We start from the raw sequence: 13,703 nt of genomic DNA, 5'->3' as shown, positions 1-13,703 counted from the left end.
AGACAGCGCCGATGCTCCTCGCGCCAGCGCTCGTCGGCGCATCTACCCGCGGACGTAGCGGGTGTACAGGTAGCCGTCGTCGTCGGTGAGCAGGTGCGCCGGCCGCATCCGGGTGTGTGCGTGGCCCGGGCCGGTGGCGATGCGCCGTGCCACGCCGCCGACCAGGATCGGCGCCACGGTCAGGCACAACTCGTCGAGCAGGTCCTCCTCGATGAGCAGGCTCAGTAGTTGCGGTCCGCCCTCGGTCAGCACCCGGAAGAGCTTGCGTTCGGCGAGGATTCGCAGGGCCACCGCAGGGTCGACCCGGGTGGGATCGGCACCGGAGGCGTCGAGTACCTCGGCGACGGCGCCCAGCCGGTGCCGCGCGTCGGCGACGGTCTTGGTGGTGGTCAGGATCAGCGGTGCCACCTCGGTGCGGGTGAAGAACTTGGCGTCGGGCTCGAGGTCGGCCGACGCGGTGATGACCGCGATGGGCGGCACTTCGTGCTGCCCGCGACGTTGCCGCTGCTGGCGTTGTGCGACGGTCAGTTGGACGCCCGAATAGTTCTCGATCCGCACGGTGGCGGCGCCCATCAGGATCACGTCGGCGGTGTGGCGCATGAGATTGAACACAGCCCGGTCGCCCGGACCGCCCAGCCCACCGGACTTGCCGTCCTCGGTGGCGCCGCCGTCGAGACTACTGATCATGTTGCCGCGCACCCAACATCTCTGCAGGTCATCGGGGTAGGAGTAGTAAGCGGCCAGCTGGCCGTCGGTGATTGTGTCGACATTTCCCAGCACGGTCAGGTCGGTTCCGGCGGTGTCATCGGACATGAACTGAATTGGAGCACGTCGTTACGCTGCCTCCATGCACGGGTCCAGCGGCGTCGCTCATCTCGCCGATCGTCATCCCACCGTCACGCCGGAGCGGCTGGTCGCACAGTTGGTTCCGCCGCCGACGTTCGCCGATGTCAGCTTCGACAGCTATCGCCCGGACCCGTCCGAACCGTCTCAGGCCGCCGCGGTGCAGTCGTGCCGCGATTTCTGTGATCAGGCAGCGCTGAGGCGGGCGGGCAAGAAGAAGCTGTTCGGCAAGCGTGAGGTGCTGCCGGGGGTCGGGCTGTACCTGGACGGTGGGTTCGGCGTCGGCAAGACCCACCTGTTGGCCTCGACGTATTACACGCTGTCGCAGGGGGATGCTCCGACCGCGTTCGCCACGTTCGGCGAGCTGACCCAGCTTGCCGGGGTGTTCGGCTACAACGAGTGCATCGACCTGCTCTCCGAATATGTGGTGGTGTGCATCGACGAGTTCGAGCTGGACGATCCGGGCAACACCACGCTGATCTCACGGTTGCTCTCGGCGTTGGTGGAGCGTGGGGTGTCGATCGCGGCGACCTCGAACACCCTGCCCGAACAGTTGGGTGAGGGGCGGTTCGCCGCCCAGGACTTCCTGCGCGAGATCAACACGCTGGCCCAGATCTTCACCACTGTGCGCATCGAGGGACCCGACTACCGGCATCGTGATCTGCCGCCGGCTCCCGAGCCGCTCTCCGATGCGGAGGTGGCGCAGCGGGCCGAAGGAGTTGCCGGGGCGACGCTCGACGACTTCGACGCGTTGTGCGCGCACCTGGCGACCATGCACCCGTCGCGCTACCACGCGTTGATCGAAGGGGTGACCGAGGTGTTCATCACCGGGGTGCACCCGATCGAGGATCAGAGTGTGGCACTGCGGCTCGTGGCGTTGACCGACCGCCTGTATGACGCGGGAATCCCGGTGCTGGCTTCGGGAACCAAGCTCGACACCATTTTCAGCCCGGAGATGGTGGCCGGGGGATTCCGGAAGAAGTACCTGCGGGCCACCTCGCGTCTGCTGGCCTTGACCGCCGCGGCGCAGAAGGCCGTCTAGACCGGCCGGACCATCACGTAGTCGTCCTCGATGCGGGTGCCGAGCCGGAAGGTCTTGGTGCCGCTGACGGTGAAACCGTGCTTGGTGTAGAAGCGTTGGGCGCGGTGGTTGTGCTGGTTGACCCCCAGCCAGACGGAGGCCGCACCGGATTCGCTCCCGGCATCCAAGACGGCTGACATCAGTGCCTGGGCCACCCCTGCGCCGTGCCGGCCGGGCAGCACGTAGATCTTCGACAGTTCCAGCGCGGGCCGCAGCGTCACCGCCCGCTGGACATCGTCGTCGTCGGGGACACCGTGAATCAGCATGGCGTATCCCGTGATCGAGTCCTCCCTCGCCACCAGCACGATCCGACCGGGGTCGGTGAGGTATTCGGCGAAGCGTTCCTCGGACAGGGTTTCGGCGATGAAGGCGGCGACATTGTCCGGCGTCACCGACGGGGGACAGGCCAGGGGGAAGGTGGCGGCCGCGACCGCGGCCAGCTCCGGGAGGTCAGCTGCCGTGGCGGGCGCTATCTTCACGGCAGCGGCGCGCCCGGCTGCCACAGGTTCCACTGCGCCAGGTGCTCTCCGGTCTTGGTGTCGGTCAACACCACATTGGTGACCAGTGCGCGGTAGACATCCCAGTAGACGTCGCCGTTGACGGTGGCCCCCGGCGGCGCGTTGCGCAGCGCCGCTTCGAGTCGGTTGGGCGCATCGGTGTGCTTGGGCGCGTATGCGTCGGCGTAGGGGGTGACGCCGTTGAACGTGAACGCCAGTGCCATCGCGTACGGGTTGGGGGCGGCGACGGTGGTCACGGTGACCGGGGCGCGCCACGGACCGCCTTGGGCCCGCCAGCGCGGCGAGCCGTTCCAGCCCCAGCCGGGCGGGACTTCGCTGGCGAGCACATCGTGCACGGTGACGTCGGCGACGATGCCGTTGGCCGTCTTGACCCGCAACGTGTCGCCGATGTTGCCGATCGGAGTCCCTTCGGCCGAGGCCGCCGGCGGGCCGACGAGGGCGGTAACCGACATCACCATGGCCGTGAACATGAGCGCAAACCAGCGAGGCATGCCAGGCATGATCGCACAGACTGAAACGTGTTACAGCCGGTTGGGTCAGGACACCCAGGGCCCGACGCCGCCCACTTTGTCGATCCGGATCCGTGTCAGCCAGCCGGGCGGCGCATCCTTCGGCGGGAACGGCACATCGGGCGCGGCCAGGGTTTGCGCCAGTTGTTCGAGGAGTTCCGGTGCGCCGCCTTCGACGATTCGGGCGGTACCCGTGATCGCCAGGTAGGGCCGCATCGCCTCGCCCACCCGACCGGGATCGAGGATGGTCAGGGCAACCCGAGGATCGCGGCGCACGTTGCGGACCTTCTTGTGCTCGGCCAGATGTGCGGTGACGAGTTCGTCGCCGTCGGCGCTGGACTGCAGCGCCACCCAGACCAGCGTTGCCTGCGGACTACCGTCCGGATTCAGCGTGACCACCGTGGCATCGGCTCCGGCGCCGATCAGCTCGCGTGCGGCGTCATTGAGTTTCACGATTGCTTCTACGGTTGGGCGGGAGCTTTCATTCCCGGTTCACTCTTCGCCGCCGGCCTGTTCTTTGGCCATGAACGGGGCCAGGGCGGCGGCGAGTTCGGTTTCGAACCGTTGCGGGTCGGCGCCGAGGCGGTGCAGCGGTCCGTCCTCGTCCTCGGCTTCGGCCAGGGCGAGCAGGATGTGTTCGGTGCCGATGTAGTTGTGCCCCAGCCGAAGCGCTTGGCGGAAGGTCAGCTCGAGGGCCTTCTTGGCCCCGCCGTTGAACGGGATGAGGGCCGGCACCTCACCGGCTCGCGGCGGCAGCGTGATGGCCGCGCGGGTGGCTTCTTCGGTGATGCCCTGGCTCACAAGGAGTTTGGCGGCCAAGCCGTCGGGTTCGGCGTACAGGGCCAGTAGCAGGTGCTCGGGGGTGATCTCGGCGTTGCCGGCCGCGTGCGCGGTGTTCTGTGAGACCACGACGACATTGCGTGCCCGCGGGGTGAACCGGCCGAATCCGGCGTTCGGGTCGAGTGCGGCCGGGTCGAAGTCGGGGACCTTGGGCACGAAGCGCTTCTGGGCCGCCTGCTTGGTGACCCCCATGGCCTTGCCGATGTCGGTCCAAGAGGCGCCGGAACGTCGGGCCTGGTCGACGAAGTGCCCGATGAGGTGGTCGGCGATGTCGCCGAGGGCGTCCGCGGCGATGACGGCATCGATCAACTGCTCAAGCGGTTCGGTGTGGGCTTTCTTGATCGCGCCGATGAGGTCGTCGAGACGGACGGGGTTGGTGAGGTGGACTGGCTGGCTCATGCGTCAACTCTAAGTTGACGATGCCCGGGCGTCAACCCTGGGTTGACGAATGTCGGGTGACGGACGAGACGGTGCCGGGAATACCTGCACGGGCGGATCGGGCAAGATAACGCCGGTGAATCTTGAAGAGCGCGTGCTCAACCTGTTGCGGCCTGTGCTGCGGCCGGTGATGCGGGTGCTGTCGCTGCGCACCATCGTCATCGTCGGTGCGCTGTCGGTCGTGGTCACCGTCATCACGCTCGGGACCTGGGTGTGGCTCGGCGTCACCAACGATCAGTACAGCCAGCTGGACCGGCGGTTGGACTCGCTGAGCAGCCTCGGCGACGTCAGTACGCTGCTCACGGCGACCAAGCAGGGCTCCGCCGACAAGTCGATGCACGACGACGGCGGCCTGGTCCGCACCGCGCACATCGGTGGCGTCAGTGTCTCGGTCCCCAGCGACATCGTCTTGCCGAGGCTGGAGAACGGTTACGCCAACACCACCATCGACGGGGTCGAGTACCGCGTGCGGACGTTCACCGCCGGCCCGGCCAGCATCGCCCTCGGGGCGCCGCTGGCCGAGACACAGCGCCGGATCGACGAGCTGCACCTGCGGGTGTTGCTGATCTGCGGCGGCGTCATCGGCAGCACCATCGTGGTGGGTTGGATGATCTCGTTGGTGATGATCACTCCGTTCCGGCTGCTGGCGCAGCAGGCGCGGGCCATCAACGCCCAATCCAAGCCCGACGAGGTGCAGGTGCGCGGTGTGCGGGAGGCGGTGGAGATCGCCGAGGCGGTCGAGGGCATGCTCGCGCGCATCGGCAATGAACAGGAACGCACCAAGGCCGCGCTGGAATCGGCCCGGGACTTCGCCGCGGTCGCCTCCCACGAGTTACGCACCCCGCTGACGGCCATGCGTACCAACCTGGAAGTGCTGTCCACCCTGGACATGACCGCCGACCAGCGGCAAGAGGTGATCGGCGACGTGCTGCGTACCCAGAGCCGGATCGAGGGCACCCTCACCGCTCTGGAGCGGTTGGCTCAGGGGGAGCTGACGACCGTCGAGGATTTCGTGCCGATGGATGTCACCGAACTTCTCGACCGGGCGGCACACGACGCGCTGCGCACCTATCCCGGGTTGCGGGCCACGTTGATGCCCTCGCCGACGGTGCTGATGCTGGGGATGCCCGCGGGTCTGCGTCTGGTGATCGACAATGCCATCGCCAACGCCGTCAAACACGGTGGTGCCACCGAGATCCGGCTCAGTGCGGTCAGTTCGGCCGACGACGTGCAGATCGTGGTGGACGACAACGGTTCCGGGGTGCCCGAGGCCGAGCGTGCCGAGGTGTTCGAACGGTTCGCCCGCGGCTCGACGGCGTCGCGTTCGGGATCCGGGCTGGGCCTGGCCCTGGTGGCACAACAGGCCGAATTGCACGGTGGCACAGCGGCTTTGCTGGAAAGCCCGTTGGGGGGCGCACGGCTGTTGTTGCGGCTGCCGCTGAGGCGGGCGCGGGTGGAGGATGCGCCGTTCTGAGTTCAGGGGTGGGAAGGCTCGCCGGTGACGCGGTGGTCGGCGTGGTTGAGCCCTTCCTGGACCAGGCGGCTCAAGTGGCCGTCTCGCAGCCGGTAGTAGACCCGCCGTCCCTCTTTGCGGGTTTCGACCATGCGGGCGAAGCGGAGTTTCGCCAGGTGCTGGCTGATCGAGGTGCGGGATCCTCCGGTGGCCTCGGCCAGTGCGGTGACGTCGGCCTCGCCTTGGGTCAGGAGCCACAGCAGGTGTAGCCGCGTGCGGTCCGACAACATTCGGAACGTCTCGCTGGCGACGTCGAGCCGCTCCTGGTTGGGCGCACCCTCATGAACGAGGCTGTCCTGCGACCGCGACGATGGGCGCCCGGGCTGCGGTGCCATGGAACTCCCTCCCGTGACGCGGCCACATCGTGACTGCCGCCAGTGTCGCGAGTGTAGCCAGTGCGGTCAGCAACAGCGCGGCAACGGCCTGGTTGAGCGTGGCGCCGACCCAGCCGGCCACCGGGTACGTGAGCAGGAACGCGGCGTGTGACAGCGAGAACTGCGCGGTGAACACGTTGGTGCGGTTCTCGACTGTCGAGTTGCGGCGAAGCAGGCGGGCCGACGGTGTGTTGATCATCGAGGTGCCCGCGCCGGTGATCGCCCACAGCGTGCACAGGGTGACCCAGCCGAATGCTCCGGGCCGCGCGGCTGCGATGAAAACAGTTGTGGCGCTGAGTGCTCCGACGCAGGCGGCGGCTCCGATGAGCATCACCGAGCGGTCCGAGATCGCGGTGAGCAGCCGCGGCAACGTCAATGCGACCAGCATCGAGCCTCCGCCGAAGCAGGCCAGTGCCAGCGCGAGTCCGCTGTCCTGACCGCCGAGCAGGGTCCGGACATAGACCACGGTGTTGACCACCACGAGCGCGGTCGCGGCTGCGACGACGACGTTGAGGGCCAATAGGGCACGCAGTTCCGACGATGGCCACATGACGCGGAAGCCGCCCAGGGTGCGATCGCGAAACCGTGACCTGCGCCGGGCCCGCGGTGTGTGGAGGACGCGCACCGACGAGATCGCGGTTGCCGACGAGAGAAATCCGGCGACGGTGCCGAGGAACAGGGTGGGGTAGTCGACGAAGGTCAGCAGGGTGGCCGCCAGTACCGGACTGGCAAGCGATTCCAGGTCGTAGGCGAGGCGGGACAACGACAGCGCCCCGGTATAGGTGCGCTCGTCCTCCAGTGCTGACGCGATCACCGCCTGATAGGCAGGTGTGAACGTGGCGGACGCGGCCTGTAGTGCGAACACCAAAAGGTAGATCTGCCAGATGGATTCGACGAAGGGCAGGGATAGTGCGACCGCGGCCCGCATGATGTCGGTGGTGATGAGAACCGACCGCGGCGGTAGCCGTGAAGTGGCCGCGGCCGTTATCGGAGCGACGAACACGTAGGCGACCATCTTGATCGCCAGCGCGGTGCCGAGCACTGCCCCGGCGTCGTCGCCGGCGATGTCGTAGGCCAGCAGGCCGAGGGCGACCGTCAGCAGGCCGGTGCCGAGCAGTGCCACGACCTGTGCCGCGTACAAGCGTCGGAACAGGCGGATGCGCAGGGGATGGGTCGCCACCCCGCCAGTATGTCAATATGTGCGCAGTTGCGCACCTATAAACTGGGTCCTGCTCAGCAGTCCGGCATCGGTGCTCGCGCCAGGAGTTCGTCGAGGAAGCCCGCGGCCTCGCGGCCGGCGCGCTCGACGTCACCGGTGGCGATCGCCTCGACCAGTTCGTCGTGTGCGAACATGCCGCCCGGGGCGGCGCTCGTCGTGGCGACGCTGGCGGTGATGGCCTCGAGGAGCCCGCGGTAGATCTCGATCAGCACCGGGTTGTGCGATGCACGCACTACCGCCAGGTGGAACTCCGTGTCGGAGCGGGTGAACTGCGCATGGTCGGTGGTATCGGTGTGGGCCAGAAGTCCGCGTAGCTCGGCGAGGTCTTCGTCGGTGCGCGCGACGGCGGCCAGCCGGGCGCCCTCGACTTCCAGGCAGCGCCGGACCTGCAGCACGTCGCGCAGCTCGGATCCGCACAGCCGGCGCAAGGCAGCCGATACCTCGCTGGTGGCGCGTACGTAGGTGCCGTCGCCCTGTCGGACTTCGAAGATGCCGTTGTGCGCCAGCGCCCGGATCGCCTCGCGCACCGTGTTGCGGCCGACCCCGAGTGCCTCGACCAATTCGGGCTCGGTGGGTATCCGGCTGTCCACCGGCCATTCGCCGGAGGTGACGAGGGTGCGCAGCTGCTCGATGACCTGGTCTACGAGGCCTGTGCGTCGCGTTGTGGCGAGAGGCACTTAAAGTCCTTTCATCCAATCATGGGATGTATGGCATCATAGCCGGGTGAGTGGGACCCTGCGCGACGAAACCCGGAACAATTACGAGCACGACCTGGAGCTCGAGCTCGACGGTGCCGTAGAGGTCCGCCCGGGGGCGATGGCGGCAGGCGGGGCGCTGCTGGTCGTGGCGGTGATCCTGACCGCGCTCAACTTGCGCCCGGCGATCACCAGCATCGGCCCGGTCCTCGGGGAGATGCGGGAATCGCTCGGCGCCTCGGCGGTCTGGGCCGGTGCGCTGACCACCTTGCCCGGGCTGTGCTTCGCCGCGGCGGGGCTGACCGCGCCGTGGCTGGCCCGCCGGATCGGGCTGGGCCGGGCGATCTCGGTCGCCCTGGTGATCCTCAGCATCGGTCTGGTCACCCGGGTGCTGGACGGCCCCTATGTGGTGATCGGCGGGACGCTGGTGGCCACGGGCGGAATCGCGCTGGTCAACGTGCTCATCCCGGTCGTCATCAAGGGTTCGTTCCCGGCTCAGATCGGCCTGATGACCGGTGTCTACACCGCTGCGCTGCAGGGCGGCGGGGCGTTGGGATCCGCGGTCACTCCGCCACTGGAACCCCTGCTCGGCGGCTGGCGCGGGGCGCTGGGTTCATGGGCGTTGGTGGCCGTCGTCGCGCTGCTGTTCTGGCTGGTGGGGGCTCGAGGAATCAGCCGGGCCCGCACCGAGCAAGCTGCCTCGGGTGGGTCCGCTCGGTCCCTGCTGCGTAGTCCGCTGGCCTGGACCGTCACCTTGTTCTTCGGCTGCCAGTCGTTCCTGGCCTACATCATGATGGGCTGGCTGCCCGAGGTCTTCATCGACAGCGGGGTCAGCAAGACCGACGCGGGGCTGTTGCTCGGGCTGGTGTCGATCCTCGCGGTGCCGATCAGCCTGATCGTGCCGCCGCTGGCGGCCAAGCAGAAGAACCAGAGCGGCTGGATCGTCGGCCTCGGTGTGATCGGCACGGTCGGCATGGTCGGTCTGCTCGTCAATCCGGGTGCGGCGCCGCTGCTGTGGAGCTTCTTCGTCGGCATCGGGATGAGCGTGTTCTCCTTGGCGCTCACCGTGATCGCGCTGCGGGCCCGCAATGCCGAGGACACCGCGAGGCTGTCCGGGATGGCGCAGGGCTTCGGCTACCTGCTGGCCGGCGTGGGGCCGTTCACCTTCGGGTTGCTCCATGACATGACCGCCGGCTGGACGGCGCCGTTCGTCATGGTTCTGGTGGTCTACCTGGTGCAAATGGTGGCAGGTGCGCTCGCCGGACGTAACCGCTACGTCTGAGTCACAAGCCCGGCTTGTGGGGCCACAACATCCCGGCGGCTACCGGTGATCGGAACGCCCCACCACCATTGTCGAGGTGACCACCTACGCAGCCGCCTATACCGCCGAAAGGCCGTTCCACACCGCGCTACTGGCCGAATTGGACAGTGCGGGTTCGGCCTTCCGGCACATCACGCCGAACTGGTTCGCCTCGGTCATGGGTACCGGCATCGTCGCGACGGCCGCGGCGACTCTGCCGCTGCACCTGCCGGGCCTGCACGGATTCGCCACCGCGGTGTGGGTTCTCGCCGGCACCGTCCTGGTGGTGCTGACCGGCGCCTTCGCCACACACTGGATCCGGCACCGCGAGCAGGCGAAAGCCTATGCCGCGCACCAGGTCGTAGGTCAGTTCTACGGTGCACCGGCCATGGCACTGCTGACCGTCGGTGCTGGGGCGCTGCTGTTCGGCGCCCCGATCATCGGTCAGCCCGCGGCGCTGGCCCTCGACGTGGTGCTGTGGATCGCCGGTACGGCACTCGGATTGGTTGTCGCCCTGTGGCTTCCGTTCGCGATGATCACCCGTGAGGATCACACCGATGTGGAGGCGGTCCCGGCCTGGATGATGCCGGTGGTATCGCCCATGGTCTCGGCGTCGACCGGCGCTCTGCTGCTGTCACACCTCGGCCCCGGGCAGGCCGGGATGACCCTGCTGGTGGTCTGCTACGCCATGTTCGGCCTGAGCCTGCTGGCCGGGCTGATCACCACGACCATGGTGTACTCGCGGCTCATGCACGGCGGCTTCAGTCAGGTGCAGGCGGTCCCCACGGTGTGGATCGTGCTCGGTGTCGTCGGCCAGTCGATCACCGCGGCCAATCTGCTTGCCGCCCATGCCGGCTCGGTCCTCGCGGACTCTGCCACCGTGTCGGCGCTGCACGCCTTCGGCATTGTGTACGGCCTGGTGATGGGCGGCTTCGGAGCGTTCGTGTTCTGTCTCGCCACGGCGCTGACGGTGCATGCCGCGCGGCGGGGTTTGTCGTTCAGCCTCACCTGGTGGAGCTTCACCTTCCCGGTGGGCACCTGCGTGACGGGTGCCTCCGCGCTGGGTGCGGCCACCGGCGCAGTGGCCATCTCCTGGCTGGCGGTCGCGTTGTACGTGCTGCTGCTCGGTGCGTGGGCGACGGTCGCCACCAACACGGTGCGCGGAGTGCGGTCCGGCCGGCTGTTGCGCGGCTGAGGCCTGCCGGCTGCGCCGAGTGCGACGCAGGCGTCGTTCATCCGTTGTGGAAACGACTTTTGCGTCACTCTCGGCGGTGTGGATGGGACGCGATGTGGCTGAGCAGCTCGCGCACCGCCCCCGCCGGCGGGGTTCGGCCTCCCGACCAGATCGCACGCAGTTCGCGACGCAGATCCAGCCCGGCGACGGGCACTTCGCGCAGCCGGCCGAGGGCCAGGTCGTCGTCGACGGCCAGCCTGCTCATCACGGCAGGCCCGGCGCCGGCCAGAACCGCGGCGCGCATGGCGGCCGCCGAGGACAACTCGATCGCCGGATCGGCCTGCCGGCTCGACGGTCCCAACGCCGATCGCAGCGCAGAGGTGAGGGCTTCGCGTGTGCCCGAACCTGGTTCGCGGGACACCAGCGCGGTCCCGTTGAGCTCGGCGGGGTCCACCGGCGCCGACCGGCGGGCCCATTTGTGCCCGGGAGGTACCACGGTGACCAGCTCGTCACGGGCGATCACCCGGCTGTGCAAACCCGATGGGGCACCGGGAGTTTCGATGAACCCGAGGTCGGCGGACCCGTCGCGCACCGCAGCGACCACCTGATCGCTGTTGGCGGCGGTGAGGATGACTTGCGGTGCGGTGACACCGCGGCGCGCCGCGTCGGCCTGCAATGACACCAGCCATCGCGGCATGAGCTGCTCGGCGATCGTCAAGCTGGCCGCGACGGTGATCCGTGTGCGGCTTTCACTGCGCATCGCGGCCAACCCTGCGTCCACCCGTCCGGCGACATCGAGCAGTTGATCGGCCCACTCGGCCACGACCGCCCCGGCCGCGGTCAGCCGCGAGCCACGCGGGCTGCGCTGCACCAGCCGCACCCCGGTCTGGGCTTCGATGGAGGCCAGGCGCGCGGAGACGGCCTGCTGAGTGAGCCCCAGCTCCCGGCCCGCCGCGCCGAGGCTGCCGGTGCGCGCGATCGCCAGCAGCACTTCGAACGCTGCCAGCTCGGGCATCCGGGCGCTCAGCGGCATGCCAGGATCGTAGGTCGCGGCCACAAACCACGCTTGTGAACGCCCGGTTGTGGGCGGCGGGGGACAGTGGTGTAGCCTGGCCGACGTGACTATCGGTGTGTGTGCCGCCTATTGGCGCTTTATCAAGGCTCCGGGCGGAGCCGATAAAGCGCAGCACTAAGCACGCATCCACCCGGAGCCCAGGCAGTGACCATCGGTCGCTGCCTTTCGTCGTTACAGGGCGCCGGAACTCTCGCAGGTGCCCACCACCAGGAAGGCACCTGAAAATGAATTTGGCGCAGATCGCCAACGCCCCCGCCACATCAGACCGACGGGTCCGCAGCTTCAGCGCGATCCCCAGCCCGCACGACGTGCTGACCGAGTTCCCGCTCGGTGAGCGCCGCGCCGAGCGGGTGGCGCGAGACCGCGACGAGATCGCCGACATCCTGGCCGGCCGTGACCAGCGGCTGTTGGTGGTCGTCGGCCCATGTTCGGTGCATGACCCCGAAGCCGCGCTGGAGTACGCCAGCCGGCTGGTGAAGGTGGCTGACGAGCTCAAGGACCAGCTCAAGATCGTGATGCGGGTGTACTTCGAAAAGCCGCGCACCACGATCGGGTGGAAGGGCCTGATCAACGATCCCGGCATGGACGGCACCTTCGATGTCGCCCGCGGATTGCGTATCGCACGTCAACTGTTGCTCGACATCATCGACATCGGCCTGCCGGTCGGGTGCGAGTTCCTGGAACCGACCAGTCCGCAGTACATCGCCGATGCCGTGGCGTGGGGCGCTATCGGTGCCCGGACCACCGAATCCCAGGTGCACCGCCAGTTGGCCTCGGGCTTGTCGATGCCGGTCGGGTTCAAGAACGGCACCGACGGCAACATCCAGGTCGCCGTCGACGGCGTGAAAGCCGCTGCAGCTCAGCATGTCTTCTTCGGGATGGATGACCTGGGCCGTGGTGCGCTGGTGAGCACAGTCGGCAACGAGGATTGTCATGTGATCCTGCGCGGGGGCACCGGCGGCCCCAACTACGGGGCCGACGCGGTGGCCGAGACCGCAGCCAAGCTGGCTGGTGCCGCGCTGCCCGGACGTGTCGTGATCGATTGCAGCCATGCCAATTCCGGTAAGGATCACGTGCGCCAGGCGTCGGTGGCAGCCGAGGTGGCCCAGATGGTGCGGGACGGGTTGCCGATCAGTGGTGTGATGCTGGAGAGCTTCCTGGTCGCCGGTGCGCAGTCGCCCGACGCCCGGCCGCTCACCTACGGCCAGTCGGTCACCGACAAGTGCATGGACTGGGAGGCCACTGACGTGGTGTTGCGCGAACTGGCCAGGCGGGAGAGCTAGCTCCCGCTCGGCTTGCGGAACCGGCCGCTCGGATCTCGGTCGAACTTGGGCGGGTTGGCCGGGTCGAGTTCGATGAGGACGTCGTCGTCTTCCTGGTGAGGCGCACTGAAGACGATGACTCGTGAGCCTGCCAGCGGCACTCGGGCGTGGTCGGCGACCATGTTGGCGGTCACCACCCGCCGGCCGGTCGGCCCTTCGAATGCGACGGAGACGCTGAACTGCGGGTCATCGGCGGTCCAGCGCTTGAGGAACTCCACGTTGCGCAAGACGCCGGGGCAACGAACACCCTGGCTGCGCAGCGTCGCCAACCGGCATTGGCGCCGGCGGGTGTACCGCGCTCCCCGCCAGGCCATGAGTATGGCGGTCGTCGCGCCCACCGAGCAGGCCACACTGGCCACGGCCATGACTCCGCCGCTGAAATCCCTGAACCACAGGGCCGCGCCGAGCAATCCGACTGCGGCGCCCGAGAAGGCGGGTATCAGTGCGATCCAATTGCCGGTTCTGCGTTGACCGAACGTGTCGCGCGCCTCGTCGGCAACGATGCTCGCGAGGATGAGCGGCAAGAACGAACCCACGATCGCGGTGAGGCCCCACCACGGCGACGGGTCGTGGTGCTGCAGGCTGCGAAACCATGCCGCGGCCGCGACGGCGATCGGCACCCACAGGGTGAAGGTCAGCACGGCGAAGAATCGGAGCGTCTGCGACGGCTGCGACGTCGGCACCGTGATGCGGCTGTGCTTCTCCACCGTCGAGAAGTGGGGGAGCGAACTTTCCCAGCTGCCCGGCTGCACGGTGGTATCGCCGGTCATGCGGTGCTCCCTTCGTTCGGAGCTACCAGTAT

The 13,703-nt window shown here is 68.2% G+C and carries 15 protein-coding genes; 5 read left to right on the top strand and 10 right to left on the bottom strand.

The genetic code is table 11. The annotated features are described in order from the left end of the window. Positions 1-42: 42 nt before the first annotated feature. The gene (locus K6L26_RS19100) at positions 43-813 is read right to left on the bottom strand and encodes a pyrimidine reductase family protein (protein ID WP_036387913.1); all 771 of its coding nucleotides are present in this window, start codon (positions 811-813) and stop codon (positions 43-45) included. A gap of 34 nt (positions 814-847) precedes the next feature. Here K6L26_RS19100 and zapE point away from each other — a divergent pair, with 34 nt between their 5' ends. Further along, positions 848-1,885 (top strand): cell division protein ZapE, encoded by a 1,038-nt coding sequence (gene zapE / locus K6L26_RS19095; protein WP_019348890.1) that lies wholly within the window; start codon positions 848-850, stop codon positions 1,883-1,885. Here zapE and K6L26_RS19090 read toward each other — a convergent pair. The 4 genes from K6L26_RS19090 to K6L26_RS19075 are packed head-to-tail and all read right to left on the bottom strand — an operon-like array spanning position 1,882 to position 4,190. After that, positions 1,882-2,403, bottom strand: a complete 522-nt coding sequence (locus tag K6L26_RS19090) for a GNAT family N-acetyltransferase (RefSeq protein WP_064894458.1) — start codon at positions 2,401-2,403, stop codon at positions 1,882-1,884. The two genes, zapE and K6L26_RS19090, sit on opposite strands and share 4 nt — an antisense overlap. Then, positions 2,400-2,933 carry a hypothetical protein gene (locus K6L26_RS19085; protein ID WP_064894401.1) on the bottom strand — a complete coding sequence of 178 codons (534 nt, stop codon included), beginning with the start codon at positions 2,931-2,933 and terminating at the stop codon, positions 2,400-2,402. The genes K6L26_RS19090 and K6L26_RS19085 overlap by 4 nt, the downstream gene beginning before the upstream one ends. Positions 2,934-2,978: 45 nt before the next feature. Then, a complete protein-coding gene (locus K6L26_RS19080; protein ID WP_221851193.1) occupies positions 2,979-3,404 on the bottom strand; it encodes a PPOX class F420-dependent oxidoreductase in 426 nt (141 codons plus the stop codon). 39 nt (positions 3,405-3,443) lie between these two features. Further along, positions 3,444-4,190, bottom strand: coding sequence for a Clp protease N-terminal domain-containing protein (locus K6L26_RS19075; RefSeq protein ID WP_019348886.1), 747 nt, complete (start codon positions 4,188-4,190; stop codon positions 3,444-3,446). 169 nt (positions 4,191-4,359) lie between these two features. Here K6L26_RS19075 and K6L26_RS19070 point away from each other — a divergent pair, with 169 nt between their 5' ends. Continuing rightward, complete coding sequence (locus K6L26_RS19070) at positions 4,360-5,703, top strand: sensor histidine kinase (RefSeq protein WP_036389861.1); 1,344 nt, start codon at positions 4,360-4,362, stop codon at positions 5,701-5,703. Positions 5,704-5,705: 2 nt separating this feature from the next. On the opposite strand, the gene K6L26_RS19065 is transcribed toward K6L26_RS19070, so the two are convergent. From K6L26_RS19065 to K6L26_RS19055, 3 genes are read right to left on the bottom strand one after another with little or no spacing between them, the layout of a single operon-like run. Then, complete coding sequence (locus K6L26_RS19065; RefSeq protein ID WP_036387906.1) at positions 5,706-6,077, bottom strand: ArsR/SmtB family transcription factor; 372 nt, start codon at positions 6,075-6,077, stop codon at positions 5,706-5,708. Then, positions 6,022-7,296 (bottom strand): MFS transporter, encoded by a 1,275-nt coding sequence (locus K6L26_RS19060; protein WP_245008615.1) that lies wholly within the window; start codon positions 7,294-7,296, stop codon positions 6,022-6,024. Before K6L26_RS19060 ends, K6L26_RS19065 begins: the two co-directional genes overlap by 56 nt. A gap of 53 nt (positions 7,297-7,349) precedes the next feature. Then, a complete protein-coding gene (locus K6L26_RS19055; RefSeq protein WP_019342849.1) occupies positions 7,350-8,012 on the bottom strand; it encodes a FadR/GntR family transcriptional regulator in 663 nt (220 codons plus the stop codon). Positions 8,013-8,151: 139 nt separating this feature from the next. Here K6L26_RS19055 and K6L26_RS19050 point away from each other — a divergent pair, with 139 nt between their 5' ends. Continuing rightward, entirely contained in the window at positions 8,152-9,312 is a 1,161-nt protein-coding gene (locus K6L26_RS19050; protein ID WP_051752505.1) for a CynX/NimT family MFS transporter, read from the top strand. Between the two features lie 76 nt (positions 9,313-9,388). Further along, positions 9,389-10,525 carry a TDT family transporter gene (locus K6L26_RS19045; RefSeq protein ID WP_245008614.1) on the top strand — a complete coding sequence of 379 codons (1,137 nt, stop codon included), beginning with the start codon at positions 9,389-9,391 and terminating at the stop codon, positions 10,523-10,525. A gap of 64 nt (positions 10,526-10,589) precedes the next feature. On the opposite strand, the gene K6L26_RS19040 is transcribed toward K6L26_RS19045, so the two are convergent. Continuing rightward, positions 10,590-11,537 carry a LysR family transcriptional regulator gene (locus K6L26_RS19040; RefSeq protein ID WP_064894457.1) on the bottom strand — a complete coding sequence of 316 codons (948 nt, stop codon included), beginning with the start codon at positions 11,535-11,537 and terminating at the stop codon, positions 10,590-10,592. A gap of 266 nt (positions 11,538-11,803) precedes the next feature. Here K6L26_RS19040 and K6L26_RS19035 point away from each other — a divergent pair, with 266 nt between their 5' ends. Beyond that, positions 11,804-12,862: a 3-deoxy-7-phosphoheptulonate synthase gene (locus K6L26_RS19035; protein WP_221851192.1), complete on the top strand. Its 1,059-nt coding sequence runs from the start codon at positions 11,804-11,806 to the stop codon at positions 12,860-12,862. Here K6L26_RS19035 and K6L26_RS19030 read toward each other — a convergent pair. Then, the gene (locus K6L26_RS19030; RefSeq protein WP_036387898.1) at positions 12,859-13,671 is read right to left on the bottom strand and encodes a hypothetical protein; all 813 of its coding nucleotides are present in this window, start codon (positions 13,669-13,671) and stop codon (positions 12,859-12,861) included. The two genes, K6L26_RS19035 and K6L26_RS19030, sit on opposite strands and share 4 nt — an antisense overlap. Between the last annotated feature and the right edge of the window lie 32 nt (positions 13,672-13,703).

The organism is Mycobacterium farcinogenes (assembly GCF_019739075.1).
GTDB lineage: Bacteria > Actinomycetota > Actinomycetes > Mycobacteriales > Mycobacteriaceae > Mycobacterium > Mycobacterium senegalense.
Note: the sequence above shows the minus strand (reverse complement) of the source record. Positions and strands in the feature narration are given on the sequence as shown.

Excerpts from the sequence above, each read along its gene's own strand:
- K6L26_RS19065 (WP_036387906.1), bottom strand. The coding sequence starts at position 6,077 with ATGGCACCGCAGCCCGGGCGCCCATCGTCGCGGTCGCAGGACAGCCTC.
- K6L26_RS19075 (WP_019348886.1), bottom strand. The coding sequence starts at position 4,190 with ATGAGCCAGCCAGTCCACCTCACCAACCCCGTCCGTCTCGACGACCTC.
- K6L26_RS19040 (WP_064894457.1), bottom strand. The coding sequence starts at position 11,537 with ATGCCGCTGAGCGCCCGGATGCCCGAGCTGGCAGCGTTCGAAGTGCTG.
- K6L26_RS19035 (WP_221851192.1), top strand. The coding sequence starts at position 11,804 with ATGAATTTGGCGCAGATCGCCAACGCCCCCGCCACATCAGACCGACGG.
- K6L26_RS19085 (WP_064894401.1), bottom strand. The coding sequence starts at position 2,933 with ATGCCTCGCTGGTTTGCGCTCATGTTCACGGCCATGGTGATGTCGGTT.
- K6L26_RS19030 (WP_036387898.1), bottom strand. The coding sequence starts at position 13,671 with ATGACCGGCGATACCACCGTGCAGCCGGGCAGCTGGGAAAGTTCGCTC.
- zapE (WP_019348890.1), top strand. The coding sequence starts at position 848 with ATGCACGGGTCCAGCGGCGTCGCTCATCTCGCCGATCGTCATCCCACC.
- K6L26_RS19070 (WP_036389861.1), top strand. The coding sequence starts at position 4,360 with ATGCGGGTGCTGTCGCTGCGCACCATCGTCATCGTCGGTGCGCTGTCG.
- K6L26_RS19050 (WP_051752505.1), top strand. The coding sequence starts at position 8,152 with ATGGCGGCAGGCGGGGCGCTGCTGGTCGTGGCGGTGATCCTGACCGCG.
- K6L26_RS19100 (WP_036387913.1), bottom strand. The coding sequence starts at position 813 with ATGTCCGATGACACCGCCGGAACCGACCTGACCGTGCTGGGAAATGTC.